Source organism: Streptomyces sp. NPDC008137 (genome assembly GCF_042957035.1).
Classification (GTDB): domain Bacteria; phylum Actinomycetota; class Actinomycetes; order Streptomycetales; family Streptomycetaceae; genus Streptomyces.
This window is the reverse complement of the sequence record NZ_JBIBHN010000001.1, coordinates 163,325-180,909: the sequence shown is the minus strand read 5'-3', so window position 1 is coordinate 180,909 and position 17,585 is coordinate 163,325. Positions and strand designations below refer to the sequence as shown.

At 68.8% G+C, this 17,585-nt stretch carries 15 protein-coding genes; 8 read left to right on the top strand and 7 right to left on the bottom strand.

What is annotated here, in order from left to right; genetic code table 11:
• Nucleotides 1–2: 2 nt before the first annotated feature.
• The 6 genes from ACFZBT_RS00790 (at nucleotide 3) to ACFZBT_RS00765 (ending at nucleotide 9,123) form a co-directional block, all read left to right on the top strand.
• Nucleotides 3–1,154 (top strand): aminotransferase class I/II-fold pyridoxal phosphate-dependent enzyme, encoded by a 1,152-nt coding sequence (locus tag ACFZBT_RS00790; protein ID WP_391097426.1) that lies wholly within the window; start codon nucleotides 3–5, stop codon nucleotides 1,152–1,154.
• A 64-nt stretch (nucleotides 1,155–1,218) separates the two neighbouring features.
• Nucleotides 1,219–2,205, top strand: coding sequence for an NAD(P)-dependent oxidoreductase (locus ACFZBT_RS00785; protein ID WP_391097425.1), 987 nt, complete (start codon nucleotides 1,219–1,221; stop codon nucleotides 2,203–2,205).
• Nucleotides 2,192–6,499 carry a caspase family protein gene (locus tag ACFZBT_RS00780; protein WP_391097424.1) on the top strand — a complete coding sequence of 1,436 codons (4,308 nt, stop codon included), beginning with the start codon at nucleotides 2,192–2,194 and terminating at the stop codon, nucleotides 6,497–6,499. Before ACFZBT_RS00785 ends, ACFZBT_RS00780 begins: the two co-directional genes overlap by 14 nt.
• A gap of 29 nt (nucleotides 6,500–6,528) precedes the next feature.
• Nucleotides 6,529–7,389 carry a hypothetical protein gene (locus ACFZBT_RS00775; RefSeq protein WP_391097423.1) on the top strand — a complete coding sequence of 287 codons (861 nt, stop codon included), beginning with the start codon at nucleotides 6,529–6,531 and terminating at the stop codon, nucleotides 7,387–7,389.
• A 102-nt stretch (nucleotides 7,390–7,491) separates the two neighbouring features.
• Nucleotides 7,492–8,673, top strand: a complete 1,182-nt coding sequence (locus ACFZBT_RS00770) for an abortive phage infection protein (protein WP_391097422.1) — start codon at nucleotides 7,492–7,494, stop codon at nucleotides 8,671–8,673.
• A gap of 12 nt (nucleotides 8,674–8,685) precedes the next feature.
• Nucleotides 8,686–9,123, top strand: coding sequence for a VOC family protein (locus tag ACFZBT_RS00765; protein WP_391097421.1), 438 nt, complete (start codon nucleotides 8,686–8,688; stop codon nucleotides 9,121–9,123).
• A 402-nt stretch (nucleotides 9,124–9,525) separates the two neighbouring features.
• Here ACFZBT_RS00765 and ACFZBT_RS00760 read toward each other — a convergent pair whose 3' ends face one another.
• The 7 genes from ACFZBT_RS00760 to ACFZBT_RS00730 all read right to left on the bottom strand — a co-directional run bounded on the left by ACFZBT_RS00760 (nucleotide 9,526) and on the right by ACFZBT_RS00730 (nucleotide 16,981).
• Nucleotides 9,526–10,701: a hypothetical protein gene (locus ACFZBT_RS00760; RefSeq protein ID WP_391097420.1), complete on the bottom strand. Its 1,176-nt coding sequence runs from the start codon at nucleotides 10,699–10,701 to the stop codon at nucleotides 9,526–9,528.
• Between the two features lie 91 nt (nucleotides 10,702–10,792).
• Nucleotides 10,793–11,593 (bottom strand): hypothetical protein, encoded by an 801-nt coding sequence (locus ACFZBT_RS00755; protein WP_391097419.1) that lies wholly within the window; start codon nucleotides 11,591–11,593, stop codon nucleotides 10,793–10,795.
• Between the two features lie 1,062 nt (nucleotides 11,594–12,655).
• Entirely contained in the window at nucleotides 12,656–13,195 is a 540-nt protein-coding gene (locus ACFZBT_RS00750; protein WP_391097418.1) for a YrhB domain-containing protein, read from the bottom strand.
• A gap of 87 nt (nucleotides 13,196–13,282) precedes the next feature.
• Entirely contained in the window at nucleotides 13,283–14,761 is a 1,479-nt protein-coding gene (locus tag ACFZBT_RS00745) for an alpha/beta fold hydrolase (protein WP_391097417.1), read from the bottom strand.
• 475 nt (nucleotides 14,762–15,236) lie between these two features.
• The gene (locus ACFZBT_RS00740; protein ID WP_391097858.1) at nucleotides 15,237–15,689 is read right to left on the bottom strand and encodes a GNAT family N-acetyltransferase; all 453 of its coding nucleotides are present in this window, start codon (nucleotides 15,687–15,689) and stop codon (nucleotides 15,237–15,239) included.
• Nucleotides 15,690–15,956: 267 nt separating this feature from the next.
• Nucleotides 15,957–16,166 (bottom strand): DUF397 domain-containing protein, encoded by a 210-nt coding sequence (locus tag ACFZBT_RS00735; RefSeq protein WP_391097416.1) that lies wholly within the window; start codon nucleotides 16,164–16,166, stop codon nucleotides 15,957–15,959.
• On the bottom strand, nucleotides 16,148–16,981 hold the full coding sequence (locus ACFZBT_RS00730; protein WP_391097415.1) for a Scr1 family TA system antitoxin-like transcriptional regulator: 834 nt from the start codon (nucleotides 16,979–16,981) through the stop codon (nucleotides 16,148–16,150). Before ACFZBT_RS00730 ends, ACFZBT_RS00735 begins: the two co-directional genes overlap by 19 nt.
• A 116-nt stretch (nucleotides 16,982–17,097) precedes the next feature.
• Between ACFZBT_RS00730 and ACFZBT_RS00725 the strand changes: the two genes are divergently transcribed.
• Both ACFZBT_RS00725 and ACFZBT_RS00720 read left to right on the top strand, forming a co-directional pair.
• Complete coding sequence (locus ACFZBT_RS00725) at nucleotides 17,098–17,304, top strand: hypothetical protein (protein WP_391097414.1); 207 nt, start codon at nucleotides 17,098–17,100, stop codon at nucleotides 17,302–17,304.
• Nucleotides 17,301–17,516 carry a hypothetical protein gene (locus tag ACFZBT_RS00720; protein WP_189723394.1) on the top strand — a complete coding sequence of 72 codons (216 nt, stop codon included), beginning with the start codon at nucleotides 17,301–17,303 and terminating at the stop codon, nucleotides 17,514–17,516. Before ACFZBT_RS00725 ends, ACFZBT_RS00720 begins: the two co-directional genes overlap by 4 nt.
• The last annotated feature ends 69 nt before the right edge of the window (nucleotides 17,517–17,585 follow it).

Here is a 17,585-nt window from a genome sequence, read left to right as displayed (position 1 = left end):
CGATGAGTTCACAGCAGCCGCGCAACCTCACCGAATTCGAGCTGATGGCTCAGGTTTCGCGTCTCGACCTCGCTGACGGGCACGCGAACCACAGTCTGCGTCCAGAAACACTCGGTTCCCTCGAGAGCGCGTTCGCAGCGGCACTGAAGGAGGAGCGCCACGGGCTGGTTCACCGTGTCGAGCGTGAATTCCTTTCGGCCCTCGGGAGACACACCGGTCAACCGTATGCGGCCGGATCGTCGCACATTGTCTATTCCGCTTCCGTCGGCGTCGACATCATGGCCAAGTACCTTGCCGTCCGACGGTACCGAACCGGAATGATCACGCCGACCTTCGACAATCTGCCGGCGCTCATGACCATGACCGGCGTCGAACTGGTCCCGGTGCCCGAGCTGCGGGTGATGCCGGAACCCGATCTCGACGCGCTGAGCCGACTCGGCCTCGACGCACTGTTTCTCGTCCTGCCGAACAACCCGACCGGCGCGGTCATGGACGAGGCCGCCGTGCGTCGCCTCTTCGCCTGGGGAGCGGCACAGCGAGTACTGATCGTCGTCGATGCGTCGTTCCGGCTGCTGGATCCCCGGGCCTGTGTCGACCTGATCGACATGGCGGAGCAGGCGGATGCGGACGCTGTCACCATCGACGACACGGGAAAGACCGTGTCCCTTCAGGACACCAAGGCCAGCGTGCTGTCCGTCACCCACCGGATGTGCGACGCCGTCTCGGAGGTCGTCAGCCACTGTCTGCTCAATGTGTCCTGCCTCGACCTCCGGCTGCTGACCACGGTCCTCACCATGCCGCCCGACCACGACGAGATAGGGCGTGCCCGCACCCTTGCTCGCCGCAATCGGGCTGTCCTGCGCGAGCTGCTGACGTCGTGCGACCGGATCGGATGCCTCCCGGACTCGTCCCCCGGACAGGAGTCGGCGCTCAGCATCGAGTGGCTGCACATCGGGCCCGAGCGGGACCGAGTCCTTCGCCGGTGCCGCGGTCAGGGACTCCAGATCCTGCCCGGGCAACCCTTCTTCTGGGCGACGGGCGGCGGCGAGCAGCCCCACACGGGGGAGTGGGTGCGCATCGCGCTGCTGCGTGATCCCGAGGAATTCCGGCGTGGTGCCGACATCTTCGCGTCAGCCCTGCGAGCCCGCGCGTAGAGCATCGACGCGCAGAGGATCGAGAGGACGCTCTTCCTGTCCGCCTCCCAGAGCCGAGGAATCCATGCCGAACCCAGAGATCCTCATCACGGGCACCGGCCTCGTGCCCGATTCAACGGTCGAGTACGTGACATCACGCGACTACACGCCTCGGCGGATCAGGCGGGACGACCTCACCGAGGACGAGCTGATCGAGGCTCTGGACGGTGCCTTCGGATACCTGATCGGCGGCAACGAGACGCCCACCGACAAGGTCTTCGAGTCGTCCACCCGGCTGCGGGCAGTGGCCTTCGTCGGCACCGACTACCGGCTCTACGTACCGGGATGGCGTCGAGCCAGGTCGCTGGGCATGTCGGTGGTGAGCACGCCAGGGGCCAACACGCAGTCCGTCGCCGAGTTCACCATCCTGCTCATGCTGACCCAGTCACGCTCGTTCGCTTCCGTCGCCGCCTCGGCGGAACAGCCGGACAGCGCCCCGCCGCCGGTCGGGCGGACGGTGGCCGGGAAGCGGCTCGGCATCATCGGACTGGGCAGGATCGGGAAGGAAGTGGCGAGGATCGCTCGCCTGGGGCTGGGCATGGAGGTGTGTTACGCCGCGCCGCGCCGGGCCACCGACGCCGATGCGGAACTGGGAATTCGGCACTGCGCGAAGTCCGACCTGCTGCGGTGGAGCGACGTCGTGTCGCTCCACCGGCCCGGACCGGCCCCCCAAGAGGAACCCGAACTGACAGCACGCGAGTTCGCCTTGATGCGCCCCGGCACCCTGCTGGTGAACACGGTCCACCCCGATCTGGTGGACCCTCCCGCGCTCCTGGCAGCCGTCGCGGACAGGGGGCTGCGCTGTGCCTTCGACGGCCGGGGCAGCGGGCCGGAGTGGGAGGCACTGACGAAGTTCGGGCCGGATCGCTTCCTGGCCGCGCCACTCATGGCCTACAACACCACGGACGCCAACGAGACGGCGAGCATGGCAGCGGCCCGGTCGGTGTGCGACATCCTGGACCTGGACGGGCGAAGGACAGCGGAGGGAGAGCCCGCCGGTGAGCTCAAGTGACCTGCCGCGCGCAGCGAAGCCCCGGAGACTTCTCATCGCCACGGCTGTGGCCCACCTGCCCCGCTCACCCGCCGGCGACCGTCCCGGTCTCGTCAGCGCACGGCAGAAGATCATCGACCTCTTCACCACACGACTCGGCTACACCCACGTCAGCGACCTCGGGCTGGACCCCGACCGGAACGCCCTCCTGGACCAGTTGGAGCGGTTCGCCACCGCACCCGACCGGCGTCCGGACGACATCGTCGCCGTCTATCTCGCGGGCCACGGCCAGTTACTCGGCTCGACACCACGCCGGCACATGTTCTTTCCCACCGACTGCGACCTGTCCAGACCCAAGCAGGCCCTGCCGACCTCGCAGATCGCCTCCGTCCTGCTCGACGACACGGACATCAAGCAACTGCTCTTCCTGCTCGACACCTGTCACGCGGGGCAGGGCACAGGAGACGCCGTGGCCGCGGCCGTGGAGAGCCTGCGCCGCAGCCCGGACAACGACAGCGCGGGGATCGCGTTCGTCGCGTCCGCGCAGCCGGCCCAGTCCGCCTTGGTGGAGGCCTTTCCCGACCTGCTCACCGCGGCGGTGGACAGCCTGGCCACGGCGGGCGAGAAACCCGAGCACCTCAGTGTGGGCTCTCTCGTCGCGCACATGAACGCGAACATCAAGCGGCCCGCCACCCAGAGCATCGAGTGGCACGCGGCCAAGATGCTGGGCGACGTGCCCGCGTTCTTCCCGAACCCACGGCGGCACAGCCGCACGTTCGAAGCGGATCTGGCGATGCAGCAGGCGATCGAATGGCAGGCCCAGGCGGTGCGCCGGGAGACAGAACTGGCCCGGCGCATGCTGGTCCGTGCCAAAGCGTCCTTCGGAGACGAGGGCGGCTGGTGGTTCACGGGCCGACGACGAACCCTGACGGAAGTCACGGACTGGCTGCGGGAACCCGACCCACTACGGCCGGCCGTGGTCGTGACCGGCGGACCCGGCTCGGGCAAGACAGCGGTTCTCGGCCTCATCGCGGCGCTCACCAACACCGAACGCCACCACAGCGTGCCCGTCCACCTCCTCGACCTGCCGGAACGGGCCGTGCCACGCCCCGGGTCCGTCGACGTCGTCATCTACGCCCAAGCCCTGACCGACGAGGACATCCTCAACGGGCTCGCGGCAGCGGCACGGGTCAGGGCCCCCATCGTGGGCACCCTGCTGGACGCACTGGCTGCCCGGGACCGGCCCTTCACAGCGATCATCGACGCCCTCGACGAGGCGGCCTCGCCGGACACGCTGACCACCCAGCTGATCCAGCCGCTCATCCGGTTCAGCAACGGAAACCTGCGGCTGCTCCTCGGTACGCGGCCACATCTGCTTCGCCATCTGCAGACAGACGTCGACATCGTCGATCTCGACAACGACACCTACGCCGACCGCGCGGCGCTCGGCGCCTACGCCCGGCGTGGACTCACCGAGTCCCAGCCCGACAGCCCCTACGCCGCCGCACAGCCCTCGCTGGTGATCCAGGTGGCCCGGGCCGTGGCCGAGGCGGCGTTCCCCAGCTTCCTGGTGGCACGCATCGTCTCGGGAACCCTCGCCGTACAGGGCGCCCTCGCCGATCCAGAGGATCCGGAATGGCTCCGTGCGCTCCCGCGGACCGCCGACTCGGCCATGGCACAGGACCTGGACGAGCGCCTCGGCCCCGAGGCGGACCGCGCCAGGGACCTCCTGCGCCCGCTCGCCTACGCCGAGGGACAGGGCCTGCCATGGGAGGACGTCTGGGGAGCGCTGGCCTCGCGCCTGGCGGGACGCAGCTACAACGACGAGGACCTGCTCTGGCTTCAACGCTCCACCGGCCGGTACGTGGTGGAGGCAACCGAGTCCGGGCACTCCGCCTACCGCCTCTACCACCAGGCTCTGGCCGAGCACCTGCGACGTGACACCGACGCACGAGAAGCACAGCGGGCGTACGTCGAGGTGCTCATGCGCCTGGTGCCACGCAGCGCATACCGGACCCTCGACTGGCCACGCGCGCACCCGTACACGCTCAGCCATCTCGCCACCCACGCCGCCATCTCGGGTGAGCTGGACGCGCTCATGGCCGACCCCGAATTCCTCGTGCATGCCGAGCCGACACCCCTGCTGCCCGCGCTGGAACGGCTCACCACGGACTCCGCGCTCCGCCTGGCCGACCTCTACCGCACCTCCGCCGGCGACCATCGTCGTGCCAGTCCACAGATCCGCCGGGAACTCCTGGCGATCGACGCACTGCGCTTCAAGGACCGGGACCTCGCCCGTCGGCTCACACGGAACAGTGCCTGGTGCCCGGTGTGGGCCACCGACAGTCAGATCACGCGTGACTCGCAGGAACGGACCGGAGCGGTCAACGGGGTGGCCTGCGGTGAAGCGGACGGTGTTCCCGTCGCCGTCAGCGGGGGCACCGACGGCCTGGTGCGCGTATGGGATCTGCGCAGTGGCGAGCTGCGTTCCGTGCTCGCGGGCCACCAGGGAGCGATCAACGCCGTCGCCTGCACCCAGGTGGACGGCACCTCCGTCGCGCTGACGGGGGGTGATGACTACACCGTGCGGGTCTGGGACCTGTCGACAGGGGAGAGCCTCGCGGTACTCAGCGGCCAGGGTGGTGCCGTCAACGGACTGGCGTGCACCACCGTGAACCGGGTCCCGGTCGCAGTCGTCGGAGGTGGCGATGCGGCGGTACGCATGTGGGACCTCGCCACGGGAGATCAGCTCGCCTCGCTCGTCGGCCATCCGGGAGCCGTGAACGGGGTCACCTGTACGACAGTGGACGACGTACCCCACGCGGTCAGTGTGGGCGCCGACGGTTCCGTTCGCCTGTGGGACCTGCAGGATCGCGTCGAACGCTCGGTGTTCCACGGCCACACCAGCTGGGTCTGGGCTGTGTCGTCCACTCGGGTCGACGGCGTGCCCGTGGCGGTGTCGGGTGGGGGCGGCGACGGACACCTGTGTGTCTGGGACCTCGACCGGCGTACGGAACTGTCGACGCTAAGCGGAGACACCGGCTGGGTCAACGGGGTGGCCTGCGTGACCGCGGACGGACAGCCGCTCGCGGTCGTCGGCGGCGGGGACTACACCGTGCGGGTCTGGGACCTGGCATCGGGCACACCACGTGCCGTACTGGAAGGGCACGCCAGCGCCGTCAACGCGGTCGCGGCCGCCGTGATCGACGGTGTCCCGATGGCGGTGACCGGCGGAGCCGACGGCTCCGTCCAGGTCTGGGACGTCCGGGCGGGCGCACAGCGATGGGTGATGGAACAGTCGGCACCCCCGGCCGACGCAGCCGGCGCAACGGAGGGAGAAGCCGCACCGGCCGAAGCCGCCGCAGCAGGATCGACGGCGCTCTCCAGGGGGTTCCGCGGACACACCGGCTGGCTGTGGTCCGTGGCCCACGCGGTGGTGGACGGTTCGTCCGTGGCGCTCACGGTGGGCGGGGACGGGGACGGGGCCGTACGCATGTGGGACGCGCGGTCGGGAGCCCAGAGAGCGGTGCTGACCGGATACACCGGCGCGGTGAACGCCGCAGCCTGCGCGATCGTCGACGGAACCCCGGTAGCCGTCGTGGGAGGCGGGGGAGACTACGCCCTGCACGTCTGGGACCTCAGTGCCTGCCGGCACGAGAGAGCGCTGCACGGACACGAGGACTGGATCTGGGGTCTGGACACCACCACGGCCGAGGGCCGCCCGATCGCCGTGACCGGCGACGCCGCTGGTGTCATCCGCGCGTGGGATCTGCGCTCCGGGGAGCAATTCGTCTCCGCCACCGCGCACTCCGGAGTCGTCAACGCGGTCGTCTGCACCCGACTCGACGGCCGCCATGTCGTCGTCACCGTCGGGGACGACGGGCTGATGTGCACCTGGGACCTGTTCACCGGACGTCAACTCTCCTCCCACCAGGCCCACTCCGGAGTGGCCCACGGCGCCGCCTGCACCCGAGTGGACGGCAGGGAACTGGCCCTGACCGTCGGTGACGACGGTGCGATGCGCGTGTGGGACATGCGGACCAGTGAGGAGGTGGCCGTCTTAGCAGGACACACCGGCGTGGTGAACGCCGTGGCGGCGCGGAGGGTCGACGGCATTCCGGTCGCGGTGACCGTGGGCGACGACTACACGGTGCGTGTCTGGGACCTGCACGGGCGGGCGGAGCTGGTGCGCTGGGCCACGCCCTATCCGGCTCGAGCCGTCTCACTGACCACCGACGGGGACTTCGTGGTCGGCACGGGCCACGAGGTCGTCGCGTTCGAGTTGGGCACGTCCACTCTGTTTGCCCGCCGCTAGTCGGCACATGTCTCGTCGGGGAGGACGACATGGCGCGCATCGTCTGCGTGCATGGTGTGGGAAAACAGCAGGCGGGCGAACAGACCCTGCTGGGCGAGTGGGTTCCGGCGCTGCGCGACGGACTGACCCGGGCGGGTGCGGAGGCACAGATCGCGGACGAAGATGTCGCGATGGCCTTCTACGGAGACCTGTTCCTGCCGCCCGGGCAACGGCTGGCCGGGGACGACCCCTATCTGAGCTGGTGGGACGTGGCCCCCGGCTGGGAGACGGACCTGCTGATGGAGTGGTGGGGACACGCCGCGGTGGTGGAGCCGCACATAGTGGCTCCGGACACCCAGAACCTCCTGTCCGGCACGAGCCGCACCGTGCAGAACGCGCTGCTCGCCCTGTCGCAGTCCAGGTTCTTCGCGGGACTCGCCGAGAAGGCCCTGATCTTCGACCTGAAGCAGACCCACCGCTACCTCGACGATCCGGAACTGCGCACCGCCGCCAGGGACCGCGTACGAGCACTCATCGGTCCCGACACCCTTGCGGTCGTGGCGCATTCGCTGGGCAGTGTCGTGGCCTACGAGGCACTCTGTGCGGAGCCGGGCCACTTGGTCCGGTCATTCGTCACCCTGGGCTCACCGCTCGGCATACGCAATCTGGTGTTCGATCGCATAAATCCCGGACCCGTGAGCGGCATGGGGTCGTGGCCGGGGGCTCCCTCGACCAGGTGGACGAACGTCGCTGACGCACGGGACGTCGTCGCGCTCGTGAAGGACCTCAGGCCATGCTTCGGCCCTGACATAGCCTGCCACCTCGTACCCAATGGGTCCCACGCCCACGACGTCACCCACTACCTCACCAAACAGATCACAGGAGCGGCGCTCGCCGCCGGACTCGGCTGACGACTGAACCCTCCTTCGGCGCGGCCCCTCATACCTTGGTCGCGCTGCCGTAGACCGACGGCCGACAGCGGCCCCGGGGTTCGGCTCGGCACAGTGAACGGCATGGAAGAGACCAAGGGGAGCAAGCAGGACAAGGGGATCAGCCGGGCGCGGTTCCTGGCCGGGGCCGCGGCGCTGGGGGCCGCCGGAATGGTGGCATCGGCCGGACAGGCCCGGGCCACGGAAGCGACGGAGGCCCGGCGCGGCGGCCGGGGGCTGCGCCGGCACGGCGTCGTCTACACGGTCGGTGCGGGGGAGACACCCGGCACCGTATGGAGCGCGCGCCGGATGCGGGCGGACATGCGCGCCATCCGCGACGACCTGCACGCCGACACCATCGACGTCACAGGGGACGGCGTCGAACGGCTCACCGCGACCGCCGCCGAGGCCGCCGAACGCGGGCTGCACATCTGGCTGCAGCCGACCCTCGGGGACGTCCCGCAGCGGGACATCCTGGAACACCTCGCCGAGACCGGCAGGTTCGCGGAGCGGCTGCGGCGGCAGGGTGCGAGCGTCGACCTCAGCGTCGGCTGCGAGTTCTGGCTGTTCGTCCCCGGCATCCTGCCGGGCGAGACGGTCCTGGAACGCATCATGCACCTCCAGAACGGCACGGTCGACTGGCCGCGGACGCGGCGCCGGCTCGCCGAGTTCACGGCGAAGGCCGCGAAGGTCGGCCGCTCCGTCTTCAACGGCGACCTCAGCTACGCCGCCGCCCAGAGCATCGACGACCCGGACTGGAGCCTCTTCGACATCGTCGGCATCGACTACTACTCGTACTTCGAGAAGCGGTCCGACTACGTCCGGGAACTGAAGCAGTACCTGCGCTGGGGCAAGCCGCTCGCCATCACCGAGTTCGGCACGTGCGCGTATGTCGGCGCCCCCGAGACGGGCGGCATGGGCTGGGACATCGTCGACTACGACAAGGAGCCGCCCGAGATCAAGGGGGACCCGGTCCGCAGCGAGCGCGTCCAGGCCGAGTACGTGGGCGAGCTGCTGGACGTCTTCGCCTCCATGGGCCTGTACGCGGCGATGACCTTCGAGTTCATCAGCGCGGACGCACCGCACCGCCCGGACCAGCCCCGGCTGGACCTCGACATCGCGACGTACGCCATCACCAAGGCGATCAAGCACCGTCCCGACGACCCCGCCTCCGGCTGGCACTGGGAGCCGAAGGAGGCGTTCCACGCGGTGGCCCGCCGATACGCCCGACGCGCGCGGCCCCCGGCACAGAGGGACCATGGCTGAGGAGGTGCGCCCATGGAATGGACCCTTGAGGTGATCACCGTACCGGTCACGGACGTGGACCGGGCCAAGGCCTTCTACGTGGACCGGTGCGGCTTCCGCGCCGAGATCGACGCCTCGTTCTTCGAGGGCGTGGGCCGCTTCGTCCAGCTCACGCCCCCCGGCTCGCGCTGCTCGATCGTGCTGGAGTCAGGCATGCCCCAGGCGCCGGGGCAGCCCCGGGCGGCTCCCGGCTCGCTGCAGGGCCTCCAGCTGTGTGTCACGGACATCGAGAAGGCCAGGGCGGAGCTGGTGGGACGCGGGGTGGAGGTGTCGCCGGTCCTGCACGTGAGCGCGTCCGGGTGGGCGGAGGGCCGGGGCGAGGAGGGCTGGAACTCCTTCCTCTTCTTCCAGGACCCCGACGGCAACGGCTGGGCCGTCCAGGAGGCCCCGGCGCCCCTCGCTCAACGCTGACCCAGAACAAGCTCTGTTGCGGTAGCCGCCGTGGCACGGGGGCGACGAACAGTCTGGGCCGGGCGCGTCTCCGTCATCGAGCGCGTGGCGCGCACGCTTGACTGTCGGGTTCGCCTTCTGCAGGGTCCTCCGCCGACGAGTCGGCTTCCGAAGCCGCCGGGGGGCGACCCGACTCCAGCCTCTCGATCTCGCTTTGTAGCAGCGGGAGGTAACCAGGCCGTGACGCGAGGGGTGGGGCCCCGGCCGCATCGTCGCCGTCGCTGTCGAGTTGGCCGTTGCCGTACGGCGGCGCGTCGTACGGGGGCGTGTCGTGCGGTGCGGTGTCCAGGCAACGGACGAGTTCCTCCAAGAGGTGCCTGGGGACCTGCACGTAATCCTCGTTCATGGTGGTACCACCTCTCATCACGGGAGCTTCAGCGCCCCGACCCTGAGAATGCGGCCAGTGGCGTCGAATCGCTCTACGGTGAACCTCACCCTCCCTGACGGTTCAACGAATTGGGCCACGGACCCCAAAGTGGTCGGTACTGCAATGGAGCCCAGGATGACCGGCTTCTGGCCGTTCATGCGGCGAATGAAAACGAAGGGGCGGCCGAGCCCCCTATTCCAATCCTCCGGTGTTACGTACTCCAGGAAGTAGTGCCAACTGCTCCCCGGTCGGCTGAACGCCAGTTTCACACCGAGGTTGGCGCGTGCTCCGGGGTCGCGAATCGCGGCCAGGGGCACGGTGATTCCGCCAGGCTGTGTCTGCCAGCCGCCGCTGTCCACGTAGAACCGTCGCGGGTACATCCAGCCCTTTTCCTGCAGGTGTGCAAGACACAACCCAGGGCCGAAGGCGACGTTCCACCCTGGTGGCACGAACGAGTTGTTCTGGCTCATGATGCAGCAGGGGTCCTGGTATTCGGTTACAAGGTCTGGCCCCATGTCGTGAGCCATGGAGAACCCGTGTCCCATTTCATGTGCGGTGATGTTCGCGTCGTGGGGCGGTGTGAGGGTGACCTTTCCCCGGCCGTCAGCGCTGCCGTCGATCCAGAACTGTCCCCACGTCGGGTGGCTCCAGTCGGCGCCGGGAGGTGCGCCGTTCTTGGACCAATTCTCGATGAAGACGGCGATCTGGCTGTGAAACCCGGTCACGGGGTCGAAGCCGGCGGCCCGTGCACCTTTGATCGCCGCGTCGACCAGGGTCGATCGGGTAACGCCGGAGCCGGTGTTCGCATTCTTGCGCTCGATGTCTATGGGCAGCCAACCGAACACACGGGACCCGGATACGTCGATCTTTCCCAGTGACACGTCGCGCCAGTACTCCACCAGACCGCCCCTGCGCGGAGTGAATGCGTCTCTGTAGAATCGCTCGATCGGGCCCTCGCGTGCAGGATCCGAGGCGGCGTTCTTGAAACGACAGAGGATGATGGCCCACGGAAGCTTTGTCGCGCCTTGGTACATCTTGTCGATCAGCGACCTGGTCGAGCCGCGCGTCGCGGGAGGGAAACGGCGGTGCAGGTCGGTCAGGGTGACGGACCCCGTGGTGGGCAACTGGCCGTTATTGCGGACGCGTTCCACTGCCTGCATCAGGGTTGCCATGGGTCTCCTTCTTTCTGATGGGTGCATCGCCCCACGTCGGTGTACGCCACGCAGGGAGCCACCGGGAGGGCAGTGGGCCGACCCTGAAGGGCTACCTCAGCATGACGAGAACGGGGACAAGTCCCTGGCCCGTCGCCAGCCGCCGCAGTGCCTTGCCTATGACGGTGCCGAACGAACGCGTCGCATCGCTCGCTTTCATCGCGTGACCGACGGTTGCCGATGTCGTCAGCATGTCGCCCACCTCTATCGCGGATTCCGTGGCATCCGCGAGGCAGTAGACCTTTCCCATGAGGGCGACCGGCAGGCGCCTGTCACTGCTTCCGCGCGAGTCCAATGTGAGACCAGGGCGATAATCCCCCGCGCCGGACACGACTCCGGCAACCCGCTTGTCGTACTCCACGCAACTAGGAGCGAGCCTCCCTTCCTCGGACAGTACGACCACGCTGCCTGGCCTGACGACCATTTCCTCCGCCTCGAGTTCGAACTCTTCCGCACAGTCAGCGTTGGTCAAACGGATGTCGACACCGACGTCGAGAGTGCCGGTGACGACGACGTTGCCGTTGAACTGGCCAGCCGGGTTGCCCTGCCCGAAGATCCCTGGCCCTCGGCCCGTGAGGCTGTACCCGGCGACGCCCGGGACGCCCGCGCCACGGGCGTGACCCTTGACGCCGACCCCTCCCTGGCCACCCTCGCCGAGAACCCCGGAGGGCCCGTTGAGGGTGCCTCGCGTCTCTCCGTACACGCCGATCCACGTGTGGCCGACGCCGGCGACCCCGGTGTTGCCTTCGCCCATGACGCCATGCCCGCCCGTCGTTGATTCGCTGCGGCCGTAGACGCCCATCCAGGTCTTGCCGAAGCCCCAGACCCCAGTGGCCAGGCTCTGGCCGTACACGCCGGGACCGGCTCCGTTGCTCGAGTTCTCCTGTATGCCGACACAGGCTCCGTGGCCGGGTGCGTAGGTGACCCCTCGTATGCCATTGAACAGGGAGCTCTCGCCGTAAACTCCGCCATCGAAATCCGGATCTGTGCTCCGGTTCCGGCTGACTACAGGGTCGTTCTGATAGGTAGGCACGATTGCCTCCCAATTTTCTCGCGGCGTCTTCCTCTACCGTCATCCAGTCGACCTGGCCCTCGGAAGACTCGCTCGCGACCCACGGCAGCTGACGCAGCCGGGCGCGCCGAGGGTCTTCAGGACGCCACGGTTGAGTGGAGGTGATCAACACGCGAAAGGTGCGACCCCTGACCGCCTGTTGATCCCGGAGTTCTGTTGCAGCTTCAGATAAGTGAAGTGTGCAATCCAATGAATGATCTACTGCAACGTGTTTGGCATCCGCTGCTCAATTCCAAAGCTACGGTACGGTTCTGTGTGCAGCAAATGCGAGACGCTGTCCTTAACGAATCAACATCCGGCCGCAGTGAATCCTCATTTTTCTGCCCAAGTGTCCGAAGAGACAGTCCTGTCGGGGCATCAGACTCAACAGGTCCGGGAGGCGGACGGCAGGAGTGCTGAGCCGAGCGCGGGGCTGATCGACTCGCAGTCCGTTCGCACGGCCGACACGGGGCCAGCCACGACCAGCGGCTTCGACGCGGGGAAAAGGTCAAGGCCCGCAAGCGGTTCATCGTCACCGACACGATCACTCCGGAATTTGTAAGGTCTGGGCGGACCAGGGCTTCGCCGGCCGACTCGTGGACTGGACCGCTCGAACCCTGGGGCGAAAGCTCGAGATCGTCCGATAGCAACCCGGCCAGCGAGGCTTCCAGGTCCAGCCCAAACGTTGGGCGGTCGCGCGGACCTTCGCGTGGCTTACCGCCCGACGTCTGGCCCGGGACTACGAGTCCAGCCCCGCCCGGTCCGAAACGATGACCCGCTGGGCGATGATCGGCATCATGGTCCGCCGACTCACCCGGCGAGGGCCGGCCGCACGGCCAGGACCTCGTCCCCATTACCGGACCGCTACTGAACCGGGCCAGCCAGGGTGCTGATGGGCAGCGGTGGGCATGTCTCCGGCGGCCGGGTGAGGTCGACCAGTTCCTCCGGCGGCTCGTCTCCGTCCCGGAGGGCCATGACATATGCCTTCGCCTGCTGCAGCCCCAACAGCGGGGCCTGCTTCCGCAGGTGGCGCATCGCGGCCATGGTCCCCTCGGAGTGCACGAGCGCTTCAACGGCCGCGACCAGTGGGTCGGGCGGCCGGACCCCCCTGATCTCCTGGAGGTAGAGATCTTCCCAGACGCCGGCGACGTATGTGGTGGCAGGGATGTGGTGGATACTCCCGTCCTGCCGGTCCACAAGGTAGGGCCCGTGGCCCACCAACATCTTCCCGATGTCGCGGCTGCGGATGTACTCCACCGATTGCCCGACGACCAGCCACCCGAGAACGTGCTCCTTTACGTCGCAGACGGCTAGCTCGGGTAGTCGTGCCATCCATGGTGACTCTTGCCGCTGTCTCGACAGCAGGGCCTTGACCAGCTGCACGGCGCGCTCTTTGGTAACCACGCTGCTCATCCTTCACCACGGCGCAACCGGTTTGGTTCCCCGAGCTGACCGGTCGCCCATCCCTAGATCTGGATCTCAAACACGGTCTCAGGCGCAGTAGGTGTCCCGGTCCGGGCGCTCGCCCGTCGCCAGGAAGCGGGAGACGGCCCGGTCGCCGCAGGCGTTGCCGTTGGCGAGGTAGGCGCCGTGGCCCGTGGAGTTCACCGTCACCATGACGGCCCGGTCGCCGAAGGCACGCCGGAGCTCACGGGCCCCGCTCAGCGGGGTGGCGACGTCACGCTTGTTCTGCACGAGCAAGATGTTGGAGGGACCGTCGTCGGTGATCCGCACCGGCGGCTCCTTCGGCGTGAACGGCCAGGCGGCACACGGCATGGCACCGCGCGGCATGCCCGCCGTCAGGGGGAACTTCGCCCGGCTCTCGTCGGTCCCCTTCTGGTAGTGGGCGACGGACCTGGGCCAGGCGACGTCGTTGCAGAGCGTGCCGACGCCGACGGCGGCGGCGCTCTGCATCATCGACTCGTCCGGGACCTCGGGCACGGGCGGCACGGCGCCCTTGCGGACGGCGAGGATCATCTCCGCCAGCAGGGGGTAGCCGTCGGGGTCGTACAGGCTGGTCAGCATGGTCTGGCGCAGGACGTTGCCGTTCAGCTCCGCCGGGTTGGCGCCGGGCCAGGGGAGGGGCTCGCGGTCGAGCCGTTCGGCCAGCCGCAGGAAGAGGGGGCGTACGTCTGCGGCCTTACGGGCCACCCGGTACGGATTCCCGGGCCGGGACGCCCACTTGGCGAACTCCGGGAAGTTGTCCTCCACGCCGGTCTCGAACGCGGCGAGCCAGGCGCGTCCCACCCGGGTGGGGTCGGGGTTGTCGTTGCTGTCCAGCACGATGCGGTCGGTGCGGTGCGGGAACAACTGGCTGTAGAGGGAGCCGACGTACGTGCCGTACGAGTCGCCCCACGCGGAGATCCGGCTCTCGCCGAGGGCGGCCCGGACGCGGTCGAGGTCGCGGGCCTCGTTGGCGCTGCTGATGTGCCGTATCAGCTCACCACCGTTGCGTGCGCAGGCGCCGGCGATACGCCGGGCGGTGGCCATGGTCTCCGTGACGGAACCGTCCGGGGCGGGCCAGGGCAGCTTGGCGAGGGCGAGGTCCTTGTCCTCGAGCCCGCATGCGGCGGTACTGGAGGGCGCCATCCCGCGCGGCGCGAACCCGATCAGGTCATAGGCGTCCCGAACCTCCTGCGGCAGCTTCTGCCCCTTGCCTGACGGGTCCTCGAGACTGACCCCGCCGGGGCCGCCCGGGATGAGTAACAGCGCACCCCGGCGAGCGGAGGGCTTCTCACTGGGGAGACGGGAGACGGCGATCTGGATCTGCCGCCCGTCGGGGTCGGAGTAGTCCATGGGCACGGTGACGGTGGCGCACCGCTGACGGGGGTCGAGGCCGGAGCCCTCGCACTTGGTCCACTTGAGGGACGCGGGGCCGGATGCGGCGGCGGAGGCAGGCAGCGGGCCGGCGAGTCCGAGCAGGACGGCGGAGGCCGCGACCAGTGAGGCGTTGCGCTTGATCTGCTGCATGGAAGGAGCCTGACGGCACACCGCCCCTGACTACATCCGGGCAACTGCCCTATTTTTCATGGGGTTTACCCCCCGCCCCGCATTCTCGGAGCTGTCGGGGCCGCCCGCTTCTAGCCAGTGTCGTGCTTCCGCGAGCCGAGTAAAGGGCGCTGCGCGTCGGCTTCGCCGATCGGCCTTCGGCCGCCCCTTGACTCGGCTCGCTCCAGCACGGGAGAGAAGCGAGCGAGCGGCCCGGAGAGGCGAGTGGCCAGGCCTAGTGTGCGAGCTTCGGTCCGTTGCGTCGCCGACCGGCGTGAGCGGGCGCGCTCGCGCCTCGCCTGCACGCCGCGTGGGGACCGGCGGCCGACGGGTCGTGGGTGGCGGAGAGGGAGTGGCAGAGGGGGCGAGTGGAGCGTTTGGGCGGTGGGGGCCGGCTTGGCATGGGAGTGACCTCCGCATTGGTGCGTGGGGTTGGCCCAAGTGCTCCAGTTGCGGGTTACAAGGCCCCTCGGGGGGCTCGTTCCGTCCTCGGCGGGCGCAGCATGAAGATGTCGATCGGGTCCTGGGTCTCGACCGTGAAGCCGTGGCGCTCGTAGAGGCGGCGGGCCGGGCTGCCCCGGAGGACGTTCAGGCGGACGAGGTTGTCGGCGGTGTCGGTCCTGTGCAGGAGGGTTCGCAGGACTGCTGAACCCAGGCCTCGGCCCTGGACGTCCGGGCTGAGGTAGAAGTGCTCCAGCCAGTGGCCGTCCTGGGCTGGGCGCAGGGTCACGCTGCCGACGAAGGCGCCGTCGGCCTCGACGACCGAGGTGTGCTGCGGGGCGAAGCCGTCCCGCAGGCGCTGCCTCACCCGGTGCTCATCGTAGCGGCCCAACCGCTCCAGGTCCGGGCGCATCACCACGGCCCGTAGTTCCGCTATCGCCTCGACGTCCGCCGGTTCCGCCGGGCGCATCGACCACACCGGCTCCGGTGCCGTGAGCTGCTGGTCCGGCCGAGTCTTCTTCGTCTCCGTACTCGCATCCACGGCTGGATCATCCCGCATCGCCGAGTGGCAACGCAGTCGGCCTCAGGGGCCCGCGTCCCTTGCCGCCCGTTCTTCCGGGCCGCTCGCTCGCTTCTCTCCCGTGCTGGAGCGAGCCGAGTCAAGGGGCGGCCGAAGGCCGATCGGCGAAGCCGACGCGCAGCGCCCTTTACTCGGCTCGCGGAAGCACGACACTGGCTAGAAGCGGGCGGCCTCGACCGTACCTATGAACGCCCTCCACGCATCCGGCCCGACCAGGAGCACAGGGCCGTCGTTCTTGGCCAGCTTGCTGTCGCGGACGGGGACCGTGCCGGGGATTCCGTCGGCGACCTCGACGCAGTTGCCCCCGTTGCCGTCGCTGTAGCTGCTCTTGCGCCAGTGTGCGGTGGTCAGGTCGTACTCGCGCATCGTCTGAAGTCCTCCGCCGCCGATTCGATCAGGTCCAGGGACGCCTCCGGCGGCAGCGCGGCAGCCCTGAGCAGATCGTAGGCGGACTGTGCGTGCTTCACCACGGCCGGATCGTCCAGCAGCGTCCCCGAATACACGGCTTCTGTATAGGCCGTCGGGGGTGCGTCATCGAACTCCATGAGGCGCAGATCACCGGTCATCACGGCGTACGCCCCAGCCGCGTACGGCAGCACCTGCACCATCACCGTCCGCTCCCGCGCCAGTGCCACCACGCGCTCCAGCTGCTCCGCCATGACGGCCGGTCCGCCGACCGGGATGCGCAGTACGTTCTCGTGGAGGATCACCCAATACACGGGGCGGGTAGCGTCCTTGAGGATCTGCGCGCGCTCCAAGCGGCCCGACACCTTTTCGGCGATGAACTCGTCCGGCGCGAACGGGTTCATCGCCAGCGTGACCGCCCTCGCATAGGCCGGTGTTTGCAGCAGCCCCGGCACCAGCGCGGGCGCGAACTCGCAGATCTTCGTGGCCTGCGCCTCCAGCTCCGCTGCCCTCGCGAAATAATCCGCATACCGCTTATCGTCAATCAGCTTCCTGCACAACCGCTCGAAAATACCGTCGGTTTGCAGGACCCCGTCGATCCGCTGCGCCACATCCAGCTGTGGCTTGCGAATGGCCTGTTCGAACTGGCCGATGTATCCGCCGGAGACGAAAACCCGTAGCCCCAGCTCCGCCTGGGTGATGCCCGCGTCCTCCCTCCGTCGCTTCAGCTCCGTGCCGAAGAACTCCCACGCCGCCTGCCGAGAACCGTTGGCCATTGCCGAACCCCTTTGTGCTGCCCCGCAGTTGTAGGGCACAGACCCCTCCCGAGTGTAGGCGCGGAGCGTCACCGTGGGGATGCGAAGAGTGAAACTGGAAATGGAAGGGGAGCACGGTGGAGGCACGACACTCGGCGCGCTGCGTCGAAGAAGCGGAGGACGCGGTGAAGGAATTGCGGGCAGAACTCGCGAAGGCGGGAATTATCCTGCCATCACTGGGCCTTGACCCGGTGAGTCTTGCGCGGGAAGCACCCTGTCCGCTCGTGGAATTGGGCCGGTGCTCCGTGGAGACCGCCCGGCGGCTCGCGGCGGTGTTGCGATGAAGCCCCCGGTCGGCGCGTATGTCGTGGACACCCGCAGCGGACGCATCGGCATCGTCATGGGGCATGAGGGGCCCTACGTGCAGTTGCGGCCGTACGGGGGCGGGAAGGAGTGGGACGTGGACCCCGGCGCCGTCCGGCACGCCACCCCGGCCGAGCGGCTGAGCGCGGCGACGGCGTACGCCAACGCCCGCAGCAGGGGCGAGGTCCCTTGACCCGGAGGACCCGGGACCCGGAGGACCCGGGCGACCCGGACGACCCGGTGACCCTGCGAGAATGACGCC

Excerpts from the sequence above, each read along its gene's own strand:
- ACFZBT_RS00740 (WP_391097858.1), bottom strand. The coding sequence starts at position 15,689 with ATGCGCCCGGCGGAACCGGCGGACGTCGAGGCGATAGCGGAACTACGG.
- ACFZBT_RS00785 (WP_391097425.1), top strand. The coding sequence starts at position 1,219 with ATGCCGAACCCAGAGATCCTCATCACGGGCACCGGCCTCGTGCCCGAT.
- ACFZBT_RS00775 (WP_391097423.1), top strand. The coding sequence starts at position 6,529 with ATGGCGCGCATCGTCTGCGTGCATGGTGTGGGAAAACAGCAGGCGGGC.
- ACFZBT_RS00720 (WP_189723394.1), top strand. The coding sequence starts at position 17,301 with ATGAAGCCCCCGGTCGGCGCGTATGTCGTGGACACCCGCAGCGGACGC.
- ACFZBT_RS00790 (WP_391097426.1), top strand. The coding sequence starts at position 3 with ATGAGTTCACAGCAGCCGCGCAACCTCACCGAATTCGAGCTGATGGCT.
- ACFZBT_RS00760 (WP_391097420.1), bottom strand. The coding sequence starts at position 10,701 with ATGGCAACCCTGATGCAGGCAGTGGAACGCGTCCGCAATAACGGCCAG.
- ACFZBT_RS00730 (WP_391097415.1), bottom strand. The coding sequence starts at position 16,981 with ATGGCCAACGGTTCTCGGCAGGCGGCGTGGGAGTTCTTCGGCACGGAG.
- ACFZBT_RS00765 (WP_391097421.1), top strand. The coding sequence starts at position 8,686 with ATGGAATGGACCCTTGAGGTGATCACCGTACCGGTCACGGACGTGGAC.
- ACFZBT_RS00735 (WP_391097416.1), bottom strand. The coding sequence starts at position 16,166 with ATGCGCGAGTACGACCTGACCACCGCACACTGGCGCAAGAGCAGCTAC.
- ACFZBT_RS00770 (WP_391097422.1), top strand. The coding sequence starts at position 7,492 with ATGGAAGAGACCAAGGGGAGCAAGCAGGACAAGGGGATCAGCCGGGCG.
- ACFZBT_RS00745 (WP_391097417.1), bottom strand. The coding sequence starts at position 14,761 with ATGCAGCAGATCAAGCGCAACGCCTCACTGGTCGCGGCCTCCGCCGTC.